Here is a 23,003-nt window from a genome sequence, read left to right as displayed (position 1 = left end):
AAAAGATTTTTTCGGCCGTCCTGTCAGTAAGGTGCATGCCGTTGATGGCGTCGATTTCGACGTTTTGAAAGGTGAAACGTTAGGCATTGTCGGCGAATCAGGCTGTGGTAAATCCACCACGGCACGCCTGTTGATGCAGCTACTGACCCCCGATGCGGGTGAAGTGATCTTCGATGGCGATCCCGTCGGTACGCCTGGCGGCTTGTCGCTGCGCGACATGCGTCGCCAGGTTCAGATGGTGTTTCAAAACTCCTACGCTTCGCTCAACCCCCGTATGAGCGTCGAGGAGTCCATCGCTTTTGGGCCTCAGGTACATGGCCTTGGCAAGAAAGAAGCCAATGCCAGGGCTCGCAAGCTGCTGGACCAGGTCGGCCTGCTCCCGAATCAGTTTGCGAGTCGTTATCCTCATGAGCTTTCCGGGGGGCAGCGCCAGCGCGTCAATATTGCTCGCGCGTTGGCACTTGAACCCAGGCTACTGATTCTTGATGAAGCCGTTTCGGCCCTGGATAAATCGGTAGAGGCTCAAGTGCTCAACTTGCTGGTCGACCTGAAGCAAGAGTACGGTTTGACCTATCTTTTCATTTCCCATGACCTGAATGTCGTGCGATACATCAGTGACCGTGTAATGGTGATGTATTTAGGGCGAGTCGCCGAAATGGGCGAGAGTGAGTCACTCTATCAGGCACCCGCTCACCCTTATACACGCGCCTTGATGTCGGCCATGCCCTCCATGGATCCCGATAATCGCACCCAGGCAGCCCCACTTGCGGGCGATCCTCCCAACCCGATTGATTTGCCCCGAGGTTGCCGATTCTGCCCGCGTTGCAGCATGGCGGTGGAGGCTTGTCGTGCAGAAGAGCCAGAGCTGAGACCGTTGAAGGAGGGGGCGACGCGCCACTTCGAACACCGTTCGGCTTGTTGCCGGGCAACCGAAGTGCAGTTGCTGGCAACGACATCGAGTGTTGAGGAAGCATCGCTATGACGGCCCATGATCCTTTGAACTGCCAGACATCTTCTGAGCCATCCCCGCAGGCGCTGACCTCCGTTAGCGAGCCATTGGTGGATGTACAAAACCTGAAAGTGCATTTCAAATCCCCTGGCCGTTGCGTGCAGGCGGTGAACGGCGTTGATTTGACCCTTGCCAAAGGCGAGGTACTGACGATTCTAGGGGAAAGTGGCTCGGGCAAGAGTGTGACATTACGCGCGCTGATGCGGCTGCTGCCCGAACGTAGAACGTCTATGGAAGGCCATGTGACAGTAGCCGGGCAAGATATCCTCGCCATGTCGCGGCGTGAGCTGTCGGCCTATCGGGGGTTTACCACCTCGATGATTTTTCAGGAACCGATGCTCGCGTTCGATCCTGTCTTTCGTATAGGTGATCAAATTGCCGAGACGGTATGCCGCCATGAGGGGGTAAGTCACGCAGAGGGCTTGGCGCGGGCACTGGAACTATTCGAGCTGGTGCGGATTCCATCCGCCAAACGACGCTTGTCCAATTATCCCCATGAAATGTCGGGGGGGATGAGCCAGCGGGCCATGATTGCCCTGGCCTTGTCATGCCGCCCACGGCTGCTGTTGGCGGATGAGCCGACAACGGCTTTGGATGCGACCGTTCAGATACAGATCCTGCTGTTGTTACGCGACTTGCAGCGTGAGTTGGGTATGTCGGTCATTTTTGTGACTCACGATATGGGCGTTGCCAATGAGATTTCCGACCGCATCGCGGTGATGTATGCAGGCCGCGTCGTGGAAACAGGCAGCGTGGATGAAATTATTCGCGCACCACGACATCCTTACACTTTAGGGTTGATGCAGTCGCGTGCTTCTGGTGAGTTAAAAGGTGCGCGACTCAGTGCAATTCCTGGCTCTCCGCCGGACATGGCGTTTCCACCACAGGGCTGTGCCTTTGCACCGCGCTGTTCGTTGGCCACAGAGGAGTGCCGGCAACACGTGCCTCCCGCTAAAGTGCTCGGCCAACAGCATTGGGCCGCGTGCTGGAAAGTGGACGCCTGAACGCTTCAGGGTACGCAAGGAGTATGCTTTCGGAAAGATGCCCGCCACGCAAGGTGGCAGGCAAGGGCAGGGCGGATTACTGAGTGAAGCGCTGGCAAGCGGGCCAGTGTTTCATCAGCAGGTAGTAGGTCAGCCCGGCAGGGATCAGGCTGGCGTACCAGGAGACAGATGAGAAAGCGAGGGCGGCTGCGATGCCGACGACCGTGGCGATCAGTGCGGCCTGGTTGATGCCCTGATAAGGGCCGTTTTCATCGTAGAGCTTGCCGATGTCCAGCGTGCGGCGACGGATGACGTAGTAGTCCACGACCAGGATGGCGAAGATGGGGCCGAGGAAGGCCGAGTAGGTTTGCACGAACATCTGCAGGCCTGCGGCCGACTCCGGCTGCACCAGCTTCCAGGGGAAAGTCGCAAAGGCCAGCAGCCCGACGATCACGGTGGCCACCGGAAATTTGAGCTTGAAGACGTCCATCAGCACGTAGGTGGGCGGCACCACGTTGTTCAGCACGTTGGTGGTCACCTGGGCAAAGGCGATGAAGAGCAGGGTGATCATCAACAGCGGGGTGTTATCCACGGCGTTGGCGAATACCTGAATGGGGTCGGCGGTGCCGGTAGCCTGGGACACCATGTAGCCGATCAAACCCATGAACAGCGTGCAGGGCAGAATCGACATGGCGTAAATGGTGGTCAATAGCCCTTGTCCGGTGCCTTTTTTATGTTCACGCGAGTAATCGCTTACATTCAGCATCATGGTGCTGTAAATGCCTAGAAACAGCATGGTGGCGCTCCAGAAGGGCATGCCCCAGGAGCCTTCCATGGTCAGCAGGCTGGCCGACAGCTCATCGCCATAGCGCTGCACGGTGGCGTAGAACATGTACATCAGCGAGCAGAGAATAAAAGCGCTGCCGATATTCTCCAGCCACTTGATGCCCTGAAAGCCGAGCACCGAGAGGCCGATCTGCAAAAACTGAAAGGTGATGAAGTAGAAGATCAGGTTGTCGAAGCCGAACAGCGTCGCCGACACCATGTTGAGGGCACCGGCCCCAATCCAGCTCTGGAAGCCATACCACACGATGGCAGGCACGGCGCGCACCAGCCCGGGGATACGCGTTCCGGTAAACCCAAAGGCACTGCGCGCCTGCACCATGAACGGAATGCCGTACTTGTAACCGGCGGCGCCATTGATGGCCAGCGCCACGCCGATCACAAAACAGCCGATGGCAATGGCCAGGGTGGCTTGCAGCAAGTTGAGCGTGCCCACCACGCTGGAGCCCATGGCGAAGGTGCCAATCGACACGCAGCCACCAAACCAGGCAAGAAAGTAGGAGGTGCGCCCCATGATACGGGTGCTTTGCGGCGCCAGGCTTTCTGCGCCGACGGCTTTGCTGGCGGCTGACTGCGCCGCGTTGGGTGCTTCGTCTGAGGTAAGAGCAGAGGTAGAAGTGCTCATGTTACCGTCCTCGCAAGATTATCGATGTTATTGGTAACCCGGGCAGTAGGCTACCCGGGAGACGCTTGCGGCGTGGCGTGCTGATGGCGGTATTCGTTGTGCTGTTATGATTTTTTGTAGGCGTGTTTTCTTATGTGGTCAGTTTTCGGTGTTAGCGATTCACTGGCGCGTAGGTGGCAGCGTCAGGTCGGAAAAATCTGAAAACTTGCCGGTAAAGGTTTTGCGGCGTGGGTAATCCAGGTCGCCGTATTTACTGGTCTGCAAGCCCAGCCCGACGAGCGACTCGGCCAGTTTCAGCCCGGCGCTCACCCCTTCCACCACGGGCAGGCCGACCTCGTGGCTAATGGCCTGGGTCAGGTTGGCCATGCCCCCGCAGCCCAGCACGATGGCGCCAATGCCATCTTCGTCGCGGGCACGGCAGCACTCCTGCACGATACGGCTGAACGCCGCGTCCGGATGATCTTCCAGATCCAGTACGGGGATCTCGGCGGCGCGGATGCGGCGGCAGTGGTGGTGAAAGCCGTACTGCTCCAGCAGGTGCTCGGCGATGATGCCGGTGCGTCCCAGCGTCGTCACAATGGAGAAGCGAGTGCTGATCAGCGTGGCCATATGAAAGGCGGCTTCGGCAATGCCGATCACCGGAGCGCGAGTCAGCTCGCGGGCGGCCAGCAGGCCAGGGTCGCCAAAGCAGGCCACCACGTACGCATCGATACCGCCTTCGCGTTCGCCTTTCAGAACTTCTTCGGCAACGCCTACTGCGCTCACCGCTTCATCGAAGTGGCTTTCGATGGAGACCGGGCCAGCCTCGGGTTGCGTCGCGCTGATGAGGGTCCCCGGTGCTGCCAGCTTGTCGGCGGCTTGACGAATGGTTTCCGTCATGGCCGCCGTGGTATTGGGGTTGATCAGACGTATATGCACGTTCGGGTACTCTTGTGTGAACAATATTTTCTATCTTGTATACAAAAATAGGGCGGTTTTTAGCCAAGTGCAAGGGGCTAATGCACTTGATGCTCTCGATATGGGTTGACCAATCGTTCAGGTTTCAATAGCCTGGCTCAGCAGGGGCCGTCAAAGCGTCGAGAACTCAAATGATTAGCCCTGCGCTGCATTGCAGGCGCTGGTTAAAATGACTATTTTGTATACAAACTAAAATGCGCTGCCTCGCTAAAGGAGCCCGACCATGTCTTCCCATTACCCGCGTGACCTGATTGGCTACGGCCAAACGCCCCCTCATGCCCAGTGGCCCAACGGCGCCAAAATAGCCGTGCAGTTCGTACTCAACTACGAAGAGGGCGCGGAGAATTGCGTGCTTCACGGGGATGCGGGGTCCGAGCAGTTCCTTTCCGAGATCATCGGGGCAGCCAGCTATCCCGACCGCCACCTGAGCATGGAGTCCATCTACGAGTACGGCTCGCGAGCTGGCGTGTGGCGCATTCTGCGCGAATTTGAGCGTCGTGGGCTGCCGCTCACCGTGTTTGGGGTGGCCATGGCGCTGGAGCGCCACCCGGAGGTGGCGCAGGCGTTCAAGGAGCTGGGCCATGAAGTGGCCTGTCACGGCTACCGCTGGATTCACTATCAGGAAACGCCCGAGCACGTAGAGCGCGAGCACCTGCAAAAAGCCATGGAGATTTTCCAGCGTCTGTACGGTGAGAAGCCACAAGGCTGGTACACCGGCCGCGATAGTCCCAATACGCGGCGCCTGATATTGGATGAAGGCGGGTTTCTCTACGACAGCGATTACTACGGCGACGACCTGCCCTTCTGGACCCGCGTGAGCGACAGCCAGGGCGCCGAGCACCAGCATCTGGTGGTGCCCTACACCCTGGATACCAATGACATGCGTTTTGCGGCGCCGCAGGGGTTCAATACCGCCGACCACTTCTTTACCTACCTGCGCGACGCCTTTGATGTACTGTATGCCGAAGGGGAGGAGGCGCCGAAAATGCTTTCGATTGGCATGCACTGCCGGTTGCTGGGCCGCCCGGGCCGTTTCCGTGCGCTTCAGCGCTTTCTGGACCATATCGAAGCGCATGATCGAGTATGGGTTGCCCGCCGGGTCGATATCGCTCGTCACTGGGCCGAACACCACCCCGCACCGACTCAGTAACCCAAGGATGCGATAGGACACCATGACGCCCCACATAGGACAACGGATTGCCGCCCAATTCGATGCGCTGACGGCTGCCCAGCAGATCGTGGTCATGGGGTTTCGCAACAGCTATCCGCTGGCGTTACATCTGCGCCAGCAGTTGATTCAGGCGCGTGGGCGAGTACGCCTGGCGCCTCAGCTTCTGGGATATTTTGCGCAACCTGCTGCTGGCGGCCCGCTGGACCGTGGTGCTGTCGTTGATCGCCTTTATCGGAGGGGCCACGGCGGCGCTGGGGTACCCCGTGTCTGCCTGGCTCGGTATAAGCTTCCGGTCAGTGTCATATTCTCGTATACAAAAAATGTCAGGGAGGCCCCCATGCCAGCCAATTACTATGCGCCCACCGGCGGACACCCGCCGCAAACTCAGTTGACCGCCGACCGTGCCGTTTTCACGGAAGCCTATGCGCTGATCCCCAAAGGGGTGATGCGCGATATCGTGACCAGCAACCTGCCTTTCTGGGAAGGCACGCGGCTGTGGGTATTGGCGCGTCCGCTGTCCGGGTTTGCAGAGACGTTCTCTCAATACATCATGGAAGTGCAGCCCGAGGGCGGTAGCGACAAGCCTGAGCTGGACCCTCAGGCAGAAGGGGTGCTGTTCATCGTGGAAGGAGAGCTGACGCTGACATTGGCTGGCGAGCGTCATCTCATGGGCCCTGGCGGCTACGCCTTCATTCCCCCCGGCAGCCACTGGCAGGTTCGCAACGAGTCCCGCGAGCCGGTGCGCTTCCATTGGGTGCGCAAGGCCTATGAGTTCGTCGAGGGGCTGGACGTACCGCCGGCCTTCGTCACCAACGAGCAGGAGATCGCACCGATCGAGATGCCGGGCACGGAAGGGCGCTGGGCAACGACGCGCTTTGTCGAACCTGGCGATGTGCGCCACGACATGCACGTCAACATCGTGACGTTCCAGCCCGGTGGCGTGATTCCGTTCGACGAAACCCACGTGATGGAGCACGGGCTCTACGTGCTGGAAGGCAAGGCGGTCTACCACCTCAACCAGCAGTGGGTAGAAGTGGAAGCGGGGGACTTCATGTGGCTACGGGCGTTCTGCCCTCAAGCCTGTTATGCGGGTGGGCCTGGCCCGTTCCGTTATCTGCTGTACAAGGATGTGAATCGTCACGCGGCGTTGCGCCTTGGCGCTCGCTAACGGTGGCGCACAAGCACACTGAACTCCAGGAGCCATCATGCTGACACTCGAAGCAAAACCCCTGACACAAGCAGCATTTGAACCATTTGGCGAGGTGCTCGATGCGCGCACCTCGCCATCGTTTCCGATCAACGCAGGGCGTACCCAGCGGCATCACGACTTGGCGCGGGTCGAGACGCTGGGCGACAACCCGCGCACCCTGGTGAGCATCTTTGTCAGCCAGCCGGTGTCGCTGCCGTTGACGCTGACGTTTCTGGAGCGCCACCCGCTGGGCAGCCAGGCCTTCATGCCGCTGCACGAAGAGCGTTTCATCGTGGTGGTCGCCCCGCCCGGCGACACCATCGCGCCCCAGGACGTTCGGGCCTTCGTGACGGATGGCCGCCAGGGGGTGAATTACCGAGCAGGCACCTGGCACGCCATTCAGTCGGTGCTGGAGCGGGAAGGCGAGTTTCTCGTGGTGGACCGCGGTGGAGATGGCAACAACTGTGACGAGTACCCGCTGTCCTTGTGCGTGCACGTGGCGCCGTAATCGCTGACATTGGCCGTTGCAACAAGTACATGCGAGTGTCATCTTGCTTGGGGTATGCTGATACGCGAACACTTCCTCTTTCACTGGTCAGGACATTTATGAGCACAAACACCCATATCCCCCTTCGTCGTACCAAGATCGTCGCTACCCTTGGCCCTGCCAGTGACCGCGAGGGCGTACTGGAGGCCATGCTGAAGGCAGGGGTGGATGTGGTGCGCTTGAACTTTTCGCATGGCACCGCCGACGACCATCGGCGTCGCCTGGCCCGGGTGCGTGAGATTGCTGCCCAACTGGGCCGCAGCGTAGCGGCGCTGGGCGACCTGCAAGGCCCCAAGATCCGCGTTGCCCGTTTCAAGGAGGGCGCGGTGTATCTGGAAGAGGGCCAGGACTTCGTGCTCGACATGGCCATGGACAGCGATGCCGGTACCCAGCAGGGCGTCGGTTGCGACTACAAGACCCTGGCCGATGACGTCACGGCCGGCGACCGCCTGCTGCTGGACGATGGCCGCGTGGTACTGGACGTGACCCGTGTCGAAGGCAAGCAGGTACACACCCAAGTGGTCGTGGGGGGCAAGCTCTCCAACCACAAGGGGATCAACAAGCAGGGGGGAGGCCTCTCCGCGCCGGCCTTGACCGAAAAAGACAAGGCCGACCTGAAAACGGCGGTGGAGATCGGCGTCGATTACCTGGCGATTTCGTTCCCGCGCTCGGCAGAAGACATGCGTGAAGCACGTCGGCTGCTGGGCGAGGAGGGCAAGGAGATTGGCCTGGTGGCCAAGGTCGAGCGTGCCGAGGCCGTGGCCGACGAGGCGACGCTGGATGGCATCATCGAAGCCTCTGAAGCCGTCATGGTGGCGCGGGGTGACCTGGGCGTGGAAATTGGCGATGCCAAGCTGGTCGGCGTGCAGAAACGCATGATCAAGCGCGCCCGTTCGCTCAACCGGGCCGTGATCACGGCGACCCAAATGATGGAAAGCATGATTTCTGCGCCGCTGCCCACCCGAGCAGAAGTGTTCGACGTGGCCAACGCCGTGCTGGATGGCAGCGATGCCGTGATGCTGTCGGCAGAAACGGCGGCGGGCGACTACCCGCTGGAAACCGTCGAGGCCATGGCGCGCGTGTGCCTGGGAGCCGAGCGGGAGCGGGTGGCGCAAGAGTCCGGGCACCGTATTCATGAAGGCTTTACCCGGCCGGATGAAACCATTGCCCTGTCGGCCATGTACGCTGCCAACCACATGAGCGGGGTAGCGGCGATTGCCTGCATGACGGCGTCTGGCTATACGCCGCTCATCGCATCGCGGATTCGCTCCGGCCTGCCCATCGTGGGCCTGGCACACAACCCCATCGCTCAGCGTCGCATGGCGCTTTATCGCGGCGTGGTCTCGCTGCCTTTTGATACCTCCGAGATGAGCGCCACCGAGCTGAATGACCAGGCGTTGACCCTGCTGGTCAAGCAAGGGGTCGCCAAGCTGGGTGACCACGTCATCCTCACCCGTGGCGACCACATGAATGCTCACGGTGGCACCAACACCATGAAGGTGATGGTGATTAACGAGCAGCATGTAGAAAGTGCTCAGGCCTAAGCGCATGCGTTGGCTGCTGTGCCTCGGTTGCCTGCTGCTGGGTGCGCCTGCCATGGCAGGCGCACCCATCGTAGCGGCGGCCTCCAGTCTGCACTTCTTTTTGGAAGAGGCTTCTGAGCGGTTTACCCAGCAAACCGGGCATCGGCTGCGCCTCAACCTGGGCTCTTCCGGTAACTTCCGCCGTCAGATCGCCCAGGGGGCGCCCTTCGAGCTGTTTCTTTCCGCCGATGAGGGCTTCGTGCAAGCGCTCTACCGGGAAGGGCACGTCGTGGATGAAGGCGTGATCTATGCACGCGGGCGGCTGGCCTGGGTACAGCCTGTCGGCCGCTATCCTTCGCCCGATGAACAGGCGCCCTTGGCCGGCGTGGAAGACGCCGTGGCCGCGTTGCAGAATGGCCAGCGCCTGCGGATTGCCATGGCCAGCCCCGAGCATGCACCGTATGGCGTGGCCGCTCAGCAAGTACTGGAAAGGGCAGGGCTCTGGGAGGCCAGTCGCCCGCTGCGCATACAGGGGGAAAACGTTTCCCAGGCGATGCAGTTTGCGCTGTCCGACGACGCAAGGGGCGGGCTGGTGGCCTATTCGCTGGTGCTGGCGCCTGGGCTGGCGGCCCGTAGCGAGAGCGTGCTGGTCCCCGAAGCGTGGCACACGCCGCTGACTCAGCGCATGGTGCTGACCCCTCATGCCGGAGAAGCCGCCCAGGCCTTCTATGCCTGGCTGCAACAGCCCGAGGCCCAGGCACTCTTTCGCGCCTACGGCTTCAGTACCGAGTGATGGACTGGACGGCGCTGGGGGTCTCGCTGCGGCTGGCGGCGTTGACGAGCCTGCTGCTGGTGCCACTGGGCATCTGGTGCGGGCGGTGGCTGGCCACGGCTCGGTTTCGTGGCAAGGGCGTCTGCGAAGCGCTGATTGCCCTGCCTCTGGTGCTGCCGCCCACGGTGCTGGGCTTCTATCTGCTGCAGCAGTTTGGACGCGATGCGCCGCTGGGCAGCGCCTGGGCGGCGCTCACCGGCAGCGGCCTCAACTTTACCTTCACCGGGATTCTGCTGGCCTCTTTGATTGCCAACCTGCCGTTTGCCATTCAGCCCATTCAGCGGGCCTTCGAGCATGTGCCCGTGCATTTGCGCGAAGCGGCCTGGTGTAGCGGGCTCAGTCCATGGCAGACCCTGTGGCGTATCGAACTGCCGCTGGTGTGGCCAGGCATCCTGTCGGCGACCGCGCTGACCTTTGCCCATACGCTGGGGGAGTTTGGCGTGATTCTGCTGGTGGGCGGCGCCATCGATGGCGAAACCCGAACGCTCTCCATTGCCATTTATGACCGAGTGCAGGCCTTCGACGAGCAGGGCGCGGCCACCATGTCGGCGCTGTTGCTGGCCATATCGCTGGCTACGTTGGGGCTGGTCTACGGATTGGCGGGCAGGCGCAGGTGGGCACGTGGCTGATTTGACGGTGTCCTTGCATCAGGCGGGGCCCATCCCCTTGAACGCCACCTTCCGCTGCGCGCCGGGGGAGCTGCTGGCGCTGGTGGGGCCATCGGGCAGCGGCAAGACCACCCTGCTACGCGCCATTGCCGGGCTCTACCATCCTGCCCAGGGCCACATCAGCTGCGCCGGTGAGCGGTGGCTTTCGGCCGGGCAGGGGCCGCGCCAGGCACTGACACCCCAGCAGCGCAAGGTGGGCATGGTCTTTCAGGACTATGCGCTGTTCCCGCACCTGACCGCGCAGCAGAACGTCCAGATTGCCATGGGTCACCTCCCCTCAGTGGCAAGACCCGCACGTGCCGCGCAATGGCTGGCCCAGGTGCGCCTGGAAGGGCTGGAGAACCGCTACCCCAGCCAGCTTTCGGGAGGGCAGCGTCAGCGGGTTGCCCTGGCGCGGGCACTGGCACGAGAGCCCCGCGTGCTGCTGCTGGACGAACCCTTTTCTGCGGTCGATCAGGTCACTCGGCGCCGCTTGCAGCGGGAGCTTGCGCTGTTGCGTCAGCAAATTGCCATCCCCATCGTGCTGGTCACCCACGACCTCGAAGAAGCGACGGCCTTGGCCGACCAGATCTGTGTGCTGCACAACGGCACCAGCTTGCAGCAGGGCGGCCCGGAGCGGCTGTTTCGCCAGCCTGACACGCCCCTGGTGGCGCGTTTGCTCGACCGCCACAATGTTTTTCAGGGGCAGGTGGTCAACACGGCCAGCGGGCCACGGCTGCAGTGGGGCGAGTGGTGGCTGGAAGTCGCTCGCGGCCTCGAACACTGCTCGGCGGGGGAGACCGTGACCTGGTATCTGCCGCCGTCGGATATCGTCTTGCACCGACGCGGGCGGCCCTCCCAAGGGGAGCGCGAAAACCCGGTGACGGCCACGGTGAGTGAAATGGTGATGCTGGGCAGCATGACTTCGGTTTCGCTGCGCGTTTCGCATGGGGATATGCTACGTTTCGATATCGCTACCCACGCGGCCAAACGCAACCAGCTGGCGTTGGGGGAGCCTGTGACCGTCTCGCTGCTGGCCGAGGGAATCCATCTCATGACCTCGCCGCAGGCCACTGTATAGGAAGAAGGAATCTGTCATGACCCTGTCCCGCCGCCAACTGCTGAAAACCACCCTGGGGGTCTCCCTGGCGAGCTGCCTGCCGCTGTCGCTCGTGACCGCCATGGCCGCCGAGTCGGCCATGGTCGATACCCTGCCGCTGGCGATTCACAGCGAGGGCGGGCCGCATCGTCTGGAAGTGGAAGTGGCCGAAACGGTCGCCCAGCGTCAGCGTGGGCTGATGGGACGTGAGCACTTGCCAACCTCACGCGGCATGCTGTTCCGCTTCGAGAGCGAACAGCCTGCAGGCAATGCGTTCTGGATGTATCGCACGCTGATCCCGTTGGATATCGCTTACATCGATGACCAAGGCCGCATCGTGGCGATCAATACCATGCAGCCCTGTGAGTCCAGCACCCCGCGTGAGTGCCCCTCCTATCCTGCAGGCGTGGCCTACCATGCCGCCCTGGAAGTAAACGCGGGCTATTTTGCCGAGCGTGGCATCCAGGTAGGCGACTGCGTGTCCGTGCCTGCGCTGGCCGGCTTCTGCCGCCCGGAGTAACGTTCTGGGTGCGCGCAGGATTTAGTGCACCAAAATGGGAAGTGGGTGGGCACTTACTATCAGATGGCATGCTTGCTCAGCATTAGCTAAAGCTGGCATGTAAAATGCTTACTCCTTGGGTACCCAATGCTTTTTACCCAAGGATAACGGCTATGACCAACCGCTCACGACTTCCTATCTACTCCTTACTTTGGGGCGGCGCTGCAATACTGATCCTTATGGAGCTAGCAGTTGGTGCTATCGGTGTGCAGCAAGTGGCTGCGTTAAGTGCTAATGCAGCAAGTGATGTGGCAGCCCAACAGGCCCGGCATGCACAACAGCTAATAATAGGGCTAACGGCGGGGGTTATCGCGCTTAGTGTTCTGCTGGTAATCATGCTGCCGCGCATGCTGAATCGCGCCCTGGGCGCTAGCCCCGCCGAAATAAGAAAACGCGTGCGCGAAATTGGTGCTAACAACCTGCGCAGCGATGCAGCCTCCTCGAACCTGCAAGGTGTGGCCTCCGAACTCAACGTCATGACTCACTCCTTGGCTGCGACCGTTAACCAGGTTCGCCAAGCGTCGTTTGATGTTGAAACCGAAAGCAACGTTGTGGCCAATACCAGCGAGGAGCTGTTAACACGGGTCGAGCAGCAGGCCAGTATGCTAAGCGAAACCGCTTCGGCCATGGAGCAGCTGGGTGGCACGGTGGCTAACAATGCAGAACGTGCTCAGGAAGTGGGTCGAGATGCGAGTGAAGCGGCACGCTTGGCCGGTGAGGGTGGCGACTTAGTGGTGAAAGTAGAGCGTACCATTCAAGACTTGAATGCCCGCTCTGAAGAGGTGGTCAGTATCGTCTCACTAATCGATAATATTGCCTTTCAAACCAACATTTTGGCACTAAATGCTTCTGTAGAGGCCGCTAGAGCGGGGGAGCAAGGACGTGGCTTTGCGGTGGTGGCCCATGAGGTGCGTCAGCTCGCTACGCGCAGTGCAGAGGCTTCCCAGCAGATTAGCCAACTGATTCACACCAATATAGAGCAGGTGGCGTCTAGTGCCGCTCTGACTAGCCAGGCCGACGATAAAACCCGTCAAGCCGTCCAGGCTATTACCCGCGTGACTGAGCTGGTTAGTGAAATTAGCCAAGCCAGCACAGAGCAAACGCGAGCCGTACGGGAAGTCGCCAAGGCAGTGTCAGAGATGGATGCGGTAACTCAGCAAAATGCACAATTGGTAAGACAAAACGCTGAGGCCGGTGATGGGCTGAGCAAGCGTTCCAACCAGCTGGGTGATGCGATTGCCAAGTTTGACCTTGACGATGAGATACTCCTGCCGCGTGCGCGCACCACTCAAGAGGCGTTAAAGGGTCAGTTGCCCACTGGCATACTGCAGCTTGGCTAAGGCATTAGCTTGCTTGCGAAGGGCGACGTCGAAACCTGATCACCACCAGGTTGTCCGCTCCAATTTGCTTACTCCGCTATAACGTTTGATGCCTGGTGACAACATGCACAGCCCGTCGAGGATACCCTATGCAAAAATGGTATGGCCCAGGCGGGCATGTTTAACGCTGACTAAACGTTACAGATGCGCAAACCCCGCTAAACTTGTTCCCAATGGCGTACCGAGGCAATCCGCCGCTGCCCTCAGCAATGAGGCGTTCACCGTTGGTTGCCCTCGACATCCAGGAGGGTGGTGGTGTTGCCTGGTGGGTAGCTAGTGAACGGTAAAAACGTCTCTCGTGGCTGCCATCGCAAGCGTGAAATGGCTGTGCGCTTCGCCAAGTGGTTTTTTTTTCGCTAAAGTAGTCACTGTCGGCAGTAATTGCCGAGGTTGATAACAGACTGTCTTGACAACGTTTTGGAACCGTAACACCTGAAGGGAACCGTTCTGCAGGTGGTTGCAAAGCGCATAACGCTCACAACATCAAGATAAAGAGGTGTATTCATGAAACGCCATGTATTTTCTACTGCGGCCTTCTCGGGCGCGTTCATCGCTGCGGCTTCCTTCGCCTCTCCGGCGGTAGCTCAGGACCGTTACATCACCATCGGTACCGGTGGCCAAACCGGCGTTTATTACGTCGTGGGTCAGTCGGTTTGCCGCATGGTCAACCGTGGCAGCGATGAGCACAACATTCGTTGTAACGCACCGTCCACCGGCGGTTCCGTGGCTAACGTCAATGGGCTGAAAAGCGGCGAGCTGGACATGGGCGTTGTCCAGTCAGACGTGCAGTACCGTGCTTACCATGGTGAAGCCAACTTTGAAGAGGACGGCGCGTGGGAAGAGATGCGTGCGCTCTTCACCATGCATGGCGAGCCGCTGACCGTAGTTGCTCGTGCCGATTCCGGTATTGAAAGCATTACCGACTTCCCCGGCAAGCGTGTCAACATCGGTAACCCCGGTTCTGGCCAGCGCAACACCATGGATGTGGTGATGAACGCATTTGGTTGGGACGAGAGCACCTTCGCTCTGGCTTCTCAACTGGACGCTGCCGAGCAGGCGGCTGCGCTGTCTGACAACAACATCGATGCCATGGTGTACGTGGTAGGCCACCCGAACGGCTCTATCCAGGAAGCCACCACCACCATCGATGCGCGTCTGGTATCGGTCACTGGCGATGAAATCGACAGCCTGATCGAAGAGTACCCCTACTACACCCGTTCCGTGATCCCGGGCGGTCTCTACCGTGGTAACGACGAAGACGTCGAAACCTTCGGTGTGGCAGCGACCTTCGTGTCTTCCACGGCGGTAGATGAAGAGGTGGCCTACGAAACGGTCAAGGCCGTGTTCGAAAACTTCGACCGCTTCAAGCGTCTGCACCCGGCATTCGAAAACCTGAACGAAGAAGACATGATTTCCGACGGTCTGACGGCGCCGCTGCACGATGGCGCAGCACGTTACTACCGTGAGCGTGGCTGGATCGAATAAGTCTTGAAAAGCGATGCTGCTGGCTAAGGTGAGCAGCCTCGCGATGAGTGATAAAGCGCGGGCACCTCGGGTGTCCGCGCTTCTTGTTGAAAGTACTGATTCACAGTGCTGACCATTAGGCAGGGCAAGCGTATGCGTGATGACAAACAACCTTCGGCAGCCGCGGGAAGTGACCTGGAGGATATGGTCGCTTCCAGCGATACAGGGGCAAGGAAGCCCCTGGGCGTGCCGGGTAAGCTGCTGGTAAGTATTGCAGCTGCCTGGTCGCTGTTTCAGCTATGGATTGCATCGCCACTTCCTTTCATGCTCGGGTTCGGCGTTTTCAACTCTACGGAAGCGCGCTCCATTCACCTGGCATTTGCGCTGTTTCTGGCCTTCATGGCCTATCCTGCGTTTAAGCGCTCGCCGCGTGATCGCGTGCCGCTGCTGGATTGGGGATTGGCTGCGGTTGCTGCCTTTTGCGGCGCCTATCTGTTTCTGTTCTTTGGTGATTTGGCGCAGCGTCCGGGCAGGCCCATCACCCAGGACGTGGTGGTCGGCGTCGTCGGCATTGTGCTGCTGCTGGAAGCCGCCCGCCGTGCGTTAGGGCCACCGCTGATGATCGTGGCCGGGGTGTTTATCGCCTACTCCCTGTTTGGGCCTTATATGCCGGGTATTCTGGCGCATCGCGGAGTCAGCCTGAACGGTTTGATCAACCACCAGTGGCTGGGCACGCAAGGGGTGTTCGGCATTGCAGTCGGCGTCTCTACCAGCTTCGTTTTCCTGTTCGTACTGTTTGGCGCCTTGCTGGATAAGGCAGGGGCCGGTAACTATTTCATCAAAGTGGCCTTCTCGATGCTGGGGCACTTCAAGGGCGGTCCGGCCAAGGCAGCGGTGGTGGCCTCGGGCATGACGGGACTGATTTCGGGCTCTTCGATTGCCAATACGGTCACCACCGGTACCTTTACCATCCCCATGATGAAACGCGTTGGCTTCAGCTCGGAGAAAGCGGGCGCGGTGGAAGTCGCTTCTTCGGTGAATGGCCAGATCATGCCGCCGGTCATGGGGGCTGCCGCCTTCCTGATGGTGGAGTATGTCGGCATTCCCTATGTGGAAGTCATCAAGCATGCGTTCCTGCCGGCCATCATTTCCTACATTGCGTTGATCTATATCGTCCACCTCGAGGCACTGAAGGCGAACATGACCGGTCTGCCGTCCAGCAACCCAGCACGCCCGTTGATCAACAAGGTGCTGGGCTTCCTGACCGGTCTGATTCTGATCATGGCTCTCTCGTTTGCGGTCTATTATGGCCTGGGGTGGCTGAAACCGCTGTTGGGTGATGCGACTCCCTGGGTCGTCGCGGTGCTGCTGGCAGTGGCCTACGTGGGCCTGCTGAAAATCGGGGCGGGCTACCCTGAGCTGGAGATGGACGACCCCAACTCCAAGGTCGTCACGCTGCCTCAGACGCGTCCCACGGTCATGGTCGGGCTGCACTACATCCTGCCGGTCGTGGTGCTGGTCTGGTGCTTGATGGTCGAACGGCTCTCGCCGGGGCTGTCTGCCTTCTGGGCAACCGTGTTCATGATCTTCATCATGGTTACCCAGCGGCCAATCACCGCTCTGTTCCGTGGCCGTAGCAAAATGGCCGCCGACATCAAGGAGGGTTTCCTTGACCTCTGGGATGGTCTGGTAGCCGGTGCTCGCAACATGATTGGGATCGGTATCGCCACGGCCACCGCCGGGATCGTGGTGGGTGCGGTATCCCAGACTGGCGTAGGCCTGGTGCTGGCCGACGTGGTCGAAGTGCTGTCCGGTGGCAACCTGATGTTGATTCTGCTGCTGACGGCGCTGCTGAGCCTGATTCTGGGCATGGGGCTGCCGACCACCGCCAACTACATCGTGGTGTCAGCACTGATGGCCCCCGTTATCGTCCTGCTGGGCCAGCAGAATGGCTTGATCGTTCCGCTGATTGCCGTGCATCTGTTCGTGTTCTACTTCGGCATCATGGCCGACGTGACGCCACCGGTGGGCCTGGCATCGTTTGCGGCCGCAGCGGTATCCGGCGGTGACCCCCTGCGAACGGGCTTCCAGGCGTTCTATTACAGCCTGCGCACGGCGGCGCTGCCGTTCCTGTTCATCTTCAATACCGACCTGCTGCTGATCGACGTGTCGTTCATGCAGGGGATCGTGATTTTTGTCATCGCGACCATCGCCATGCTGATCTTCGCGGCGGGTACCCAGGGGTACATGCTGGTCCGCAGCCGCTGGTACGAGTCGCTGCTGCTGCTGCTGGTTGCCTTTACCCTGTTCCGCCCCGGTTATTGGATGGACCGCATTCATGATCCGTACGAGTCGGTGCCGCCAGCACAGTTTGCAGAAGCACTTGGGCAAGTCGAAGATGGCAGTAACCTGCGCGTGCAAATCGCGGGAGAAGACAACTTCGGCGACCCCATGACCACGTATATTCTGGTGCCTGTACCGCGTGGCGATTCCGCTGAAGAACGCATGGAGCGTCTGGGCATGGAGCTGTGGGTAGACGGTGATCAGGCCACGGTCGACTTCGTGCAGTTCGGCGGCCTGGCGCAGGATCTGGGCTTCGACTTCGATCAGGAAATCATCGAAGTATTGGCGCCCGTCGACCGTTGGGCGAAAGAGTGGATGTGGATTCCCGGGTTCGCCCTCTTTGCTTTCGTTGTGTTACTGCAACGCCGCCGTCGCGACAAGGAACGTGCGGCAACGACTTCGGCGGCCACCTGAGGAGATGACGATCATGTATCAGAAAATCCTGCTACCGGTGGATCTGAACGAAGAAGCGTCTTGGAAGAAGGCCTTGCCCACGGCGATCACGCTGTGTCAGACCTTCGGGGCGTCGTTGCATATCGTGACGGTGCTGCCGGAGTTCAAGATGCCCATGGTGGGCGCCTACTTTCCGAAGAACTTCTCGGAAAAGGCTCACACGGCCATCAAGGAGGCGCAGCGCTCGTTCATCAAGGAGCATGTGCCCGAAGGGATCAAAACCCAGAGCGTGATCGTCGACGGCTCGCCCTGGGAGGCCATTATCAAGGTAGGCAAGAAAATCGATGCCGACCTGATCGTGATGGCCTCGCATACCAAGCGCAAGTTCGTCGATTACGTGCTGGGGCCCAACGCCGAGCACGTCGTGCATCATGCCAAAGTGTCGGTCATGATCGTGCGCTAGCCGCTCGCTCCGACTGCACCCACGCAACGCGCCAGGCATATTGTCTGGCGCGTTTTTTGTATATTAACCCGCGCTAACGCATCGAATTAATCGTTGGTAATCGGCCCTGTTGAGGGTTTTTTGTACGCGACTCCGTCAAAACACGTCGCTCCATGGCAACTCAACTACATTAAAAGAGCATTAAGCCATTAACGTGGAAGTAATGGTGTCATCACGCAGGGTAACGATTTGCTTGCCTGGGTGTTTGGTGCAACAACGCCATTTGGGGTAAAACACGGGAGTTACGCCATGAATGCAACAACAAAAACACAGCCAGTGGCAGGTGTGCCCAACGTCAAGATCACCATTAACAAGGTCGGGATGGACAGGCCACGGGCCTGGCTGGCCGCCGGTGTGGAAGATTTCCGTCGCGCGTCCGCCATCAGCCTAGCGTACGGGCTGTTCTGGGTGGGCTTGAGCATTGCCATTACGGCAGGTGCCTTTACACTGGGTTACTGGTATTGGCTGCTGCCGATGATTGCCGGGTTCATGTTCGTGGGCCCGCTGGTGGCGGTGGGCTCTTACGGCATCAGCCGGGCACTCGAGCAGGGGCGCGCGCCCAACCTGGGCGATGCGTTTGGCAGTTGGAAGCCCCACGCGGGACAGCTGGCCATGATGGGCGTCATGATGATGATTTTCTTTCTCGCCTGGATTCGTCTGGCCACGCTACTGTTCGCGCTGTTTTTCGGTTTCGAAGTGCCTAGTCCGGCTACCCTGTATACCGCACTGCTCACCACGCCCGAAGGGCTAGGCATGCTGGCGGTGGGCACCGTGGCAGGTGGTGTGCTGGCCTTTGGCGCATTTGCTATCAGCGCCGTGGCCATTCCGACCCTGATGGACCAGGACTTGACCTTCATGGAGGGCATCGAGGCCAGCGTGCGCTGCGTGGCGCGTAACTTCCGCCCCATGCTGCTATGGGCTGCCATTCTGACTGGCTGTGTGCTGGTGGGCGTGATGACGTTCTACATCGGACTGGCGCTGATTCTGCCTGTACTTGGTCATGCCAGTTGGCACGCCTACGAAGAGCTGGTGCGCTTTGAACCCGTTGAGCAGCTGAAAAGCTGACGGTACCTTGAGGCCACTTCTTCACTTGGCTGGCAGGATATAACCGGCTCTTTACCAAAAACATCGTCATTAGCCTGACCCGGGAATCGAGATGGCGTACCCTAAGCGCCATCTCTTTTTATTTGTGCCTGTCGCAAGGTTTGGGCGAAGGGTGCGCTCAGCACAATACGATACGAGGGCTTGGTAGTGAAAGCGTTGTTATTGGGGTGCTTCATGCTGGCGTTCAGCATTCCTCATGCGGGGCTGGCAGAAATGACTGCGCCACTGGCGTCGCCAGAAGGGAGTGTCATGCTCACCGTCGATGGTCGTGTTGGGGCCACTAACGTAGGGCATCAAGCGCAATTTGATCGCGAGTTGCTGCTGACATTGCCTCAGCATTCGTTTACCACGGGAACCCCGTGGACAGAGGGCAGGAGTGACTATCGCGGCCCTTTGATGCGCACCCTGCTGGAGTTTCTGGAGGCAGAGGGCGCGACAGTCAAGGTGGCCGCACTGAATGGTTACGAGGCGGAAATTCCAGTCAGTGATTTTTACGACTACGATGTCATCCTGGCGCTCGCGCGTGACGATCGTGACATTCCAATTCGTGAGTATGGCCCCTTATGGGTGCTTTATCCCTTTGATCAGGACGAAGCACTGCTGAGCGAGCGGATGCGCTTCAGGTCGGTCTGGCAGGTCATGCATATCCATGTCGGCCAGTGAGCCTACGGCGCGGGCGCCACGTTTGCTGCGTTACCCACGGCGTCTCAAGCTGCTGGCCATCGTCACGGTGCTGCTGTTCGCGGCGGCGCTGGTGGTGGCGGGTCTCTCCGCCTGGCGCCAGGACAACCTGACCCAGAGCCTGCGCGAAGATACGGCCTGGGTGGTCTACAAACTCGACCGTGACGCCGTGCAGCTATTGAACCATTTGCTGGCGGAAACACGTACGCCACTCTCTGCGACGGCCCAGGATGCGCTGAATCTGCGTTTCGAGCTGCTTTACAGCCGTATCAACCTGCTGCAAGAGGGCGAGGTCAGCTCACTCTTGCAGAATATTGGCACGGCGCGTGAGCTGTTGGCATCGATTCAGCAGCAGTTGGATCGGTTGGATCCGATGTTCAAACCTTATGCCGAGGGGACGCCACTGCCCGTTACGGCGCTGGAAAGCGAGCTGCAAGCCCTTACCCGGTTGACCGAGCGCTTCGTCATTGCCATCAATGGCTATCTCGCCGAATCGGCAACGGAAGAGCGCGCCTTGTTGAGCATGCTCTACAAGCTACTCATTACGCTGCTGTTCGGGATGAGTTTTGCCGTCCTACTGGTGATTGCGTTTCTGGTACGCGAGATGCGTGAAAGTGCGGCCGCGCGTCGTGAGCAGGAACAGCTGGGTAAGCAGCTTCAGGTGACCGCTCGCCAGGCGCAGGCCGCCAACCATGCCAAATCCGATTTCCTGGCCATGGTCAGCCATGAAATCCGCACGCCTCTGAACGGCGTGATCGGGATGAGCGAACTGCTTCGTGAGCCTGCCAGCCCCGCTCAGGTAGAAGATTACGCCCGCACGATCCACGAGAGCGCCAATCAGCTGCTGGCCATGATCAACGAGATTCTCGACTTCTCCAAGATCGAGGCAGGACATTTGACGCTGGAAACGACCCCCACGGCGCTCGCCCCTTTGGTGGAAGGCGTCATGGCACTGTTCGAACCCAGGGCGCAGGCCAAGGGAGTGCAGCTCTCGCTGGATATCGATGCGCTGGTACCGGCCTGGGTCATGATAGATGCAGGGCGCTTGCGTCAAATTCTGCTCAACCTGATCGCCAATGCCATCAAGTTCACCGATTACGGTAGCGTCACCATTCGGGTCAGCTCGACGGTCAACGTGCTGGTGTTTGAAATCCATGATACGGGCTGTGGGATCTATCCCGAGCAGCAGGCTGCCTTGTTCGAGCCCTTTCAGCAGGCTGACGAGAGCGTGGCCAGACGGTATGGCGGCACCGGGTTGGGGCTAGCGATTTGCAAACGCTTGTGTGAAGCCATGCAGGGCCGCATGGGGGTGACCAGCGAGCCGGGCCAAGGCAGCACGTTCTGGTGTGAGCTGCCGCTGGTCGAGGCGACCCCCGTCGATACCCCGCTACCTGCCGTGCCCTCCCGAGACTTTGCCGGTTTCTCGCTGCTGTTGGTAGAAGACAACGCCGTCAATCGGAAAGTCGCGGTGGGCTTATTGTCGCGGCTGGGGTGTGAAGTGGTGTGCGCCGAAAATGGCCGTGAAGCATTGAACATGGTCACACGGCAGTCGGTGCATCTGGTGTTCATGGATATTCAGTTGCCCGATATGAGCGGCATCGAGGTCACGCGTCGACTGCGCCAACAGGCGGGGTGGTGTCAGCAGGTGCCCATTATCGCCATGACCGCGGGCGGCGCGGACGATGATCGTCAGCGCTGTCTGGCCGCCGGGATGAACGATTACATCACCAAGCCGCTATCGCTGTTGGCATTGAGCAATGTGCTGGCACTACACCTGACAGGTCAGCAGGGCCAGCCTCTGCCCAGTATGACCGACACGCGGGAGGAGCATGATGACGCGTGCCTGTTGGACGAAGCCGCACTGCAAACGCTGCTGGGCTCGTTGGGCAGCGAGAGTGTGACGCAACTGATCGTGCTCTATCATCAGCAGATGAGTGACTATACCGCGCAGTTGGCGGGCTACTTTTCCAGCGAGGGGAGTGTGGACAGCGATCAGGCACTGCAAGTGAAGCGGCTAGCGCACCAGCTGCGTGGCGAGTCGCTAAGCGTCGGCGCCGAGCGATTGGCGGCCGAGGCCAAGCGACTGGAACTGATGGCCGATATGCCCTCGCCCGAAGGTGAGCAACTGAGCCGGGCATTCAGCAGCTTGCGCCACTGCGCAGGTCGTACTCACGCTGCGCTGGAGAAGTGGCGACGTGACCATCAGCTATACTGACAACGGTATTCGCACCGCCGCGAGCTGCGCTACCGATCCGGCTCAAGCCGCCGCAGAGCTGGCTGCCCAGCTATATCATGCCGAGGCAGGCTTTCTGCTGTTCTTCTGTAGCGCAGAGTATTCTCTGGAAGCCTTGGCGGCAGCCCTCAACGAAGCATTTGGGGCGCTGCCGATCAGCGGTTGTACCACGGCCGGCGAGCTGGCCCCACAAGGCTATGAACGAGGCTCGATTGTCGCGATCTGTCTGGATCGGCGGCTCTTCGCCGTCGAAACGGCGCTGATCGACGACCTCGAACAGTTCGACCTTGCTGTGGCTCAGTCACTGGTCGACACCCTGCTGGACCGCTGCCGACATCAGGCGGTGGCACCGGTCAATGAGCACAGTTTTGCGCTCACGCTGCTGGATGGCTTGTCGAGCCGAGAAGAGCAGGTGCTGGCCACTCTGGACGCCGCGTTGGGTCGCATTCCCAGCTTCGGAGGCTCGGCCGGTGACGACAATCACCTGTCCCATACCCATGTCTACGCGAAGGGCCGTTTTCATACCCAGGCGGCCGTCGTGGTAATGATCAATACCCGGTTGCCGTTTGAGGTGTTTTCCACACACCACTTGCAGCCGCTTGAGCACAAGCTGGTGGTCACGGCGGTTGACCATGCGCAGCGGCGGGTGCATGAGCTGAACGGGCTGCCAGCGGCCCAGCTCTATGCCGAGCTGGTAGGGCGTCCGGTGGCGGCGCTGGACCCCGTGGTGTTTGCCCAGCACCCGCTGGCCGTGCGGTTGGGAGGCCAGCACTACATTCGCTCCATCCAGCGCGTCAATGACGACGACAGCCTGAGCTTTTACTGTGCCGTTGAAAACGGCATCGTCCTCACCGCCATGCAGCCGGCCCCTTTGCTGGAGAATCTGGCGACCATGCTGGCGCGGGTGGAAGCTCGGCTAG

20 protein-coding genes and 1 pseudogene are annotated in these 23,003 nt (G+C 60.1%); 19 read left to right on the top strand and 2 right to left on the bottom strand.

The features are described 5' to 3' along the window. Both B7L71_RS04480 and B7L71_RS04475 read left to right on the top strand, forming a co-directional pair. Nucleotides 1-982: ABC transporter ATP-binding protein (locus B7L71_RS04480; RefSeq protein ID WP_081136438.1), on the top strand; the 982-nt coding region annotated here is incomplete at its 5' end. After that, nucleotides 979-2,013, top strand: a complete 1,035-nt coding sequence (locus B7L71_RS04475; RefSeq protein ID WP_081136256.1) for an ABC transporter ATP-binding protein — start codon at nt 979-981, stop codon at nt 2,011-2,013. The genes B7L71_RS04480 and B7L71_RS04475, both read left to right, overlap by 4 nt. A 76-nt stretch (nt 2,014-2,089) precedes the next feature. Here the strand turns inward: B7L71_RS04475 and B7L71_RS04470 are convergent, their stop codons facing one another. Both B7L71_RS04470 and B7L71_RS04465 read right to left on the bottom strand, forming a co-directional pair. Next, on the bottom strand, nt 2,090-3,460 hold the full coding sequence (locus B7L71_RS04470; RefSeq protein WP_081136254.1) for an NCS1 family transporter: 1,371 nt from the start codon (nt 3,458-3,460) through the stop codon (nt 2,090-2,092). 159 nt (nt 3,461-3,619) lie between these two features. Beyond that, complete coding sequence (locus B7L71_RS04465; RefSeq protein ID WP_081136252.1) at nt 3,620-4,378, bottom strand: aspartate/glutamate racemase family protein; 759 nt, start codon at nt 4,376-4,378, stop codon at nt 3,620-3,622. Between the two features lie 262 nt (nt 4,379-4,640). Between B7L71_RS04465 and puuE the strand changes: the two genes are divergently transcribed. From puuE to B7L71_RS04380, 17 genes and pseudogenes are all read left to right on the top strand, one after another. Then, on the top strand, nt 4,641-5,567 hold the full coding sequence (gene puuE, locus B7L71_RS04460) for an allantoinase PuuE (protein ID WP_039175422.1): 927 nt from the start codon (nt 4,641-4,643) through the stop codon (nt 5,565-5,567). 82 nt (nt 5,568-5,649) lie between these two features. Beyond that, nucleotides 5,650-5,748, top strand: a pseudogene (locus B7L71_RS17590) (MurR/RpiR family transcriptional regulator); the annotation flags it as partial. 177 nt (nt 5,749-5,925) lie between these two features. Further along, a complete protein-coding gene (locus tag B7L71_RS04450; RefSeq protein WP_016916214.1) occupies nt 5,926-6,756 on the top strand; it encodes a bifunctional allantoicase/(S)-ureidoglycine aminohydrolase in 831 nt (276 codons plus the stop codon). Between the two features lie 37 nt (nt 6,757-6,793). Further along, entirely contained in the window at nt 6,794-7,285 is a 492-nt protein-coding gene (locus B7L71_RS04445; protein WP_081136249.1) for an ureidoglycolate lyase, read from the top strand. A 98-nt stretch (nt 7,286-7,383) separates the two neighbouring features. Continuing rightward, a complete protein-coding gene (gene pyk / locus B7L71_RS04440; RefSeq protein WP_081136247.1) occupies nt 7,384-8,868 on the top strand; it encodes a pyruvate kinase in 1,485 nt (494 codons plus the stop codon). A gap of 4 nt (nt 8,869-8,872) precedes the next feature. Then, nucleotides 8,873-9,640 (top strand): molybdate ABC transporter substrate-binding protein, encoded by a 768-nt coding sequence (gene modA, locus B7L71_RS04435; protein WP_081136245.1) that lies wholly within the window; start codon nt 8,873-8,875, stop codon nt 9,638-9,640. Further along, nucleotides 9,640-10,308 carry a molybdate ABC transporter permease subunit gene (gene modB / locus B7L71_RS04430; RefSeq protein ID WP_016916218.1) on the top strand — a complete coding sequence of 223 codons (669 nt, stop codon included), beginning with the start codon at nt 9,640-9,642 and terminating at the stop codon, nt 10,306-10,308. Before modA ends, modB begins: the two co-directional genes overlap by 1 nt. After that, complete coding sequence (locus tag B7L71_RS04425) at nt 10,301-11,407, top strand: ABC transporter ATP-binding protein (protein WP_081136244.1); 1,107 nt, start codon at nt 10,301-10,303, stop codon at nt 11,405-11,407. The genes modB and B7L71_RS04425 overlap by 8 nt, the downstream gene beginning before the upstream one ends. A gap of 16 nt (nt 11,408-11,423) precedes the next feature. Then, nucleotides 11,424-11,945, top strand: a complete 522-nt coding sequence (locus B7L71_RS04420) for a DUF192 domain-containing protein (protein WP_081136242.1) — start codon at nt 11,424-11,426, stop codon at nt 11,943-11,945. Nucleotides 11,946-12,097: 152 nt separating this feature from the next. After that, nucleotides 12,098-13,324 (top strand): methyl-accepting chemotaxis protein, encoded by a 1,227-nt coding sequence (locus tag B7L71_RS04415; protein ID WP_170919436.1) that lies wholly within the window; start codon nt 12,098-12,100, stop codon nt 13,322-13,324. Between the two features lie 543 nt (nt 13,325-13,867). Continuing rightward, nucleotides 13,868-14,848, top strand: a complete 981-nt coding sequence (locus tag B7L71_RS04410) for a TAXI family TRAP transporter solute-binding subunit (RefSeq protein WP_016916224.1) — start codon at nt 13,868-13,870, stop codon at nt 14,846-14,848. Nucleotides 14,849-14,980: 132 nt separating this feature from the next. After that, nucleotides 14,981-17,584 (top strand): TRAP transporter permease, encoded by a 2,604-nt coding sequence (locus tag B7L71_RS04405; RefSeq protein ID WP_081136238.1) that lies wholly within the window; start codon nt 14,981-14,983, stop codon nt 17,582-17,584. A 13-nt stretch (nt 17,585-17,597) separates the two neighbouring features. Beyond that, entirely contained in the window at nt 17,598-18,026 is a 429-nt protein-coding gene (locus tag B7L71_RS04400; RefSeq protein ID WP_081136436.1) for a universal stress protein, read from the top strand. 288 nt (nt 18,027-18,314) lie between these two features. Next, nucleotides 18,315-19,130 (top strand): DUF2189 domain-containing protein, encoded by an 816-nt coding sequence (locus B7L71_RS04395; RefSeq protein ID WP_081136236.1) that lies wholly within the window; start codon nt 18,315-18,317, stop codon nt 19,128-19,130. A 213-nt stretch (nt 19,131-19,343) separates the two neighbouring features. Continuing rightward, complete coding sequence (locus B7L71_RS04390) at nt 19,344-19,832, top strand: oxidoreductase (protein WP_081136234.1); 489 nt, start codon at nt 19,344-19,346, stop codon at nt 19,830-19,832. Beyond that, nucleotides 19,819-22,065 (top strand): ATP-binding protein, encoded by a 2,247-nt coding sequence (locus B7L71_RS04385; RefSeq protein ID WP_081136232.1) that lies wholly within the window; start codon nt 19,819-19,821, stop codon nt 22,063-22,065. The genes B7L71_RS04390 and B7L71_RS04385 overlap by 14 nt, the downstream gene beginning before the upstream one ends. After that, a partial coding sequence (locus B7L71_RS04380; RefSeq protein WP_081136230.1) for an FIST N-terminal domain-containing protein occupies nt 22,046-23,003 on the top strand: 958 nt, incomplete at its 3' end. The genes B7L71_RS04385 and B7L71_RS04380, both read left to right, overlap by 20 nt.

This window comes from Halomonas sp. BC2 (assembly GCF_002078115.1).
Classification (GTDB): Bacteria; Pseudomonadota; Gammaproteobacteria; order Pseudomonadales; family Halomonadaceae; genus Vreelandella; species Vreelandella stevensii.
Note: the sequence above shows the minus strand (reverse complement) of the source record. Positions and strands in the feature narration are given on the sequence as shown.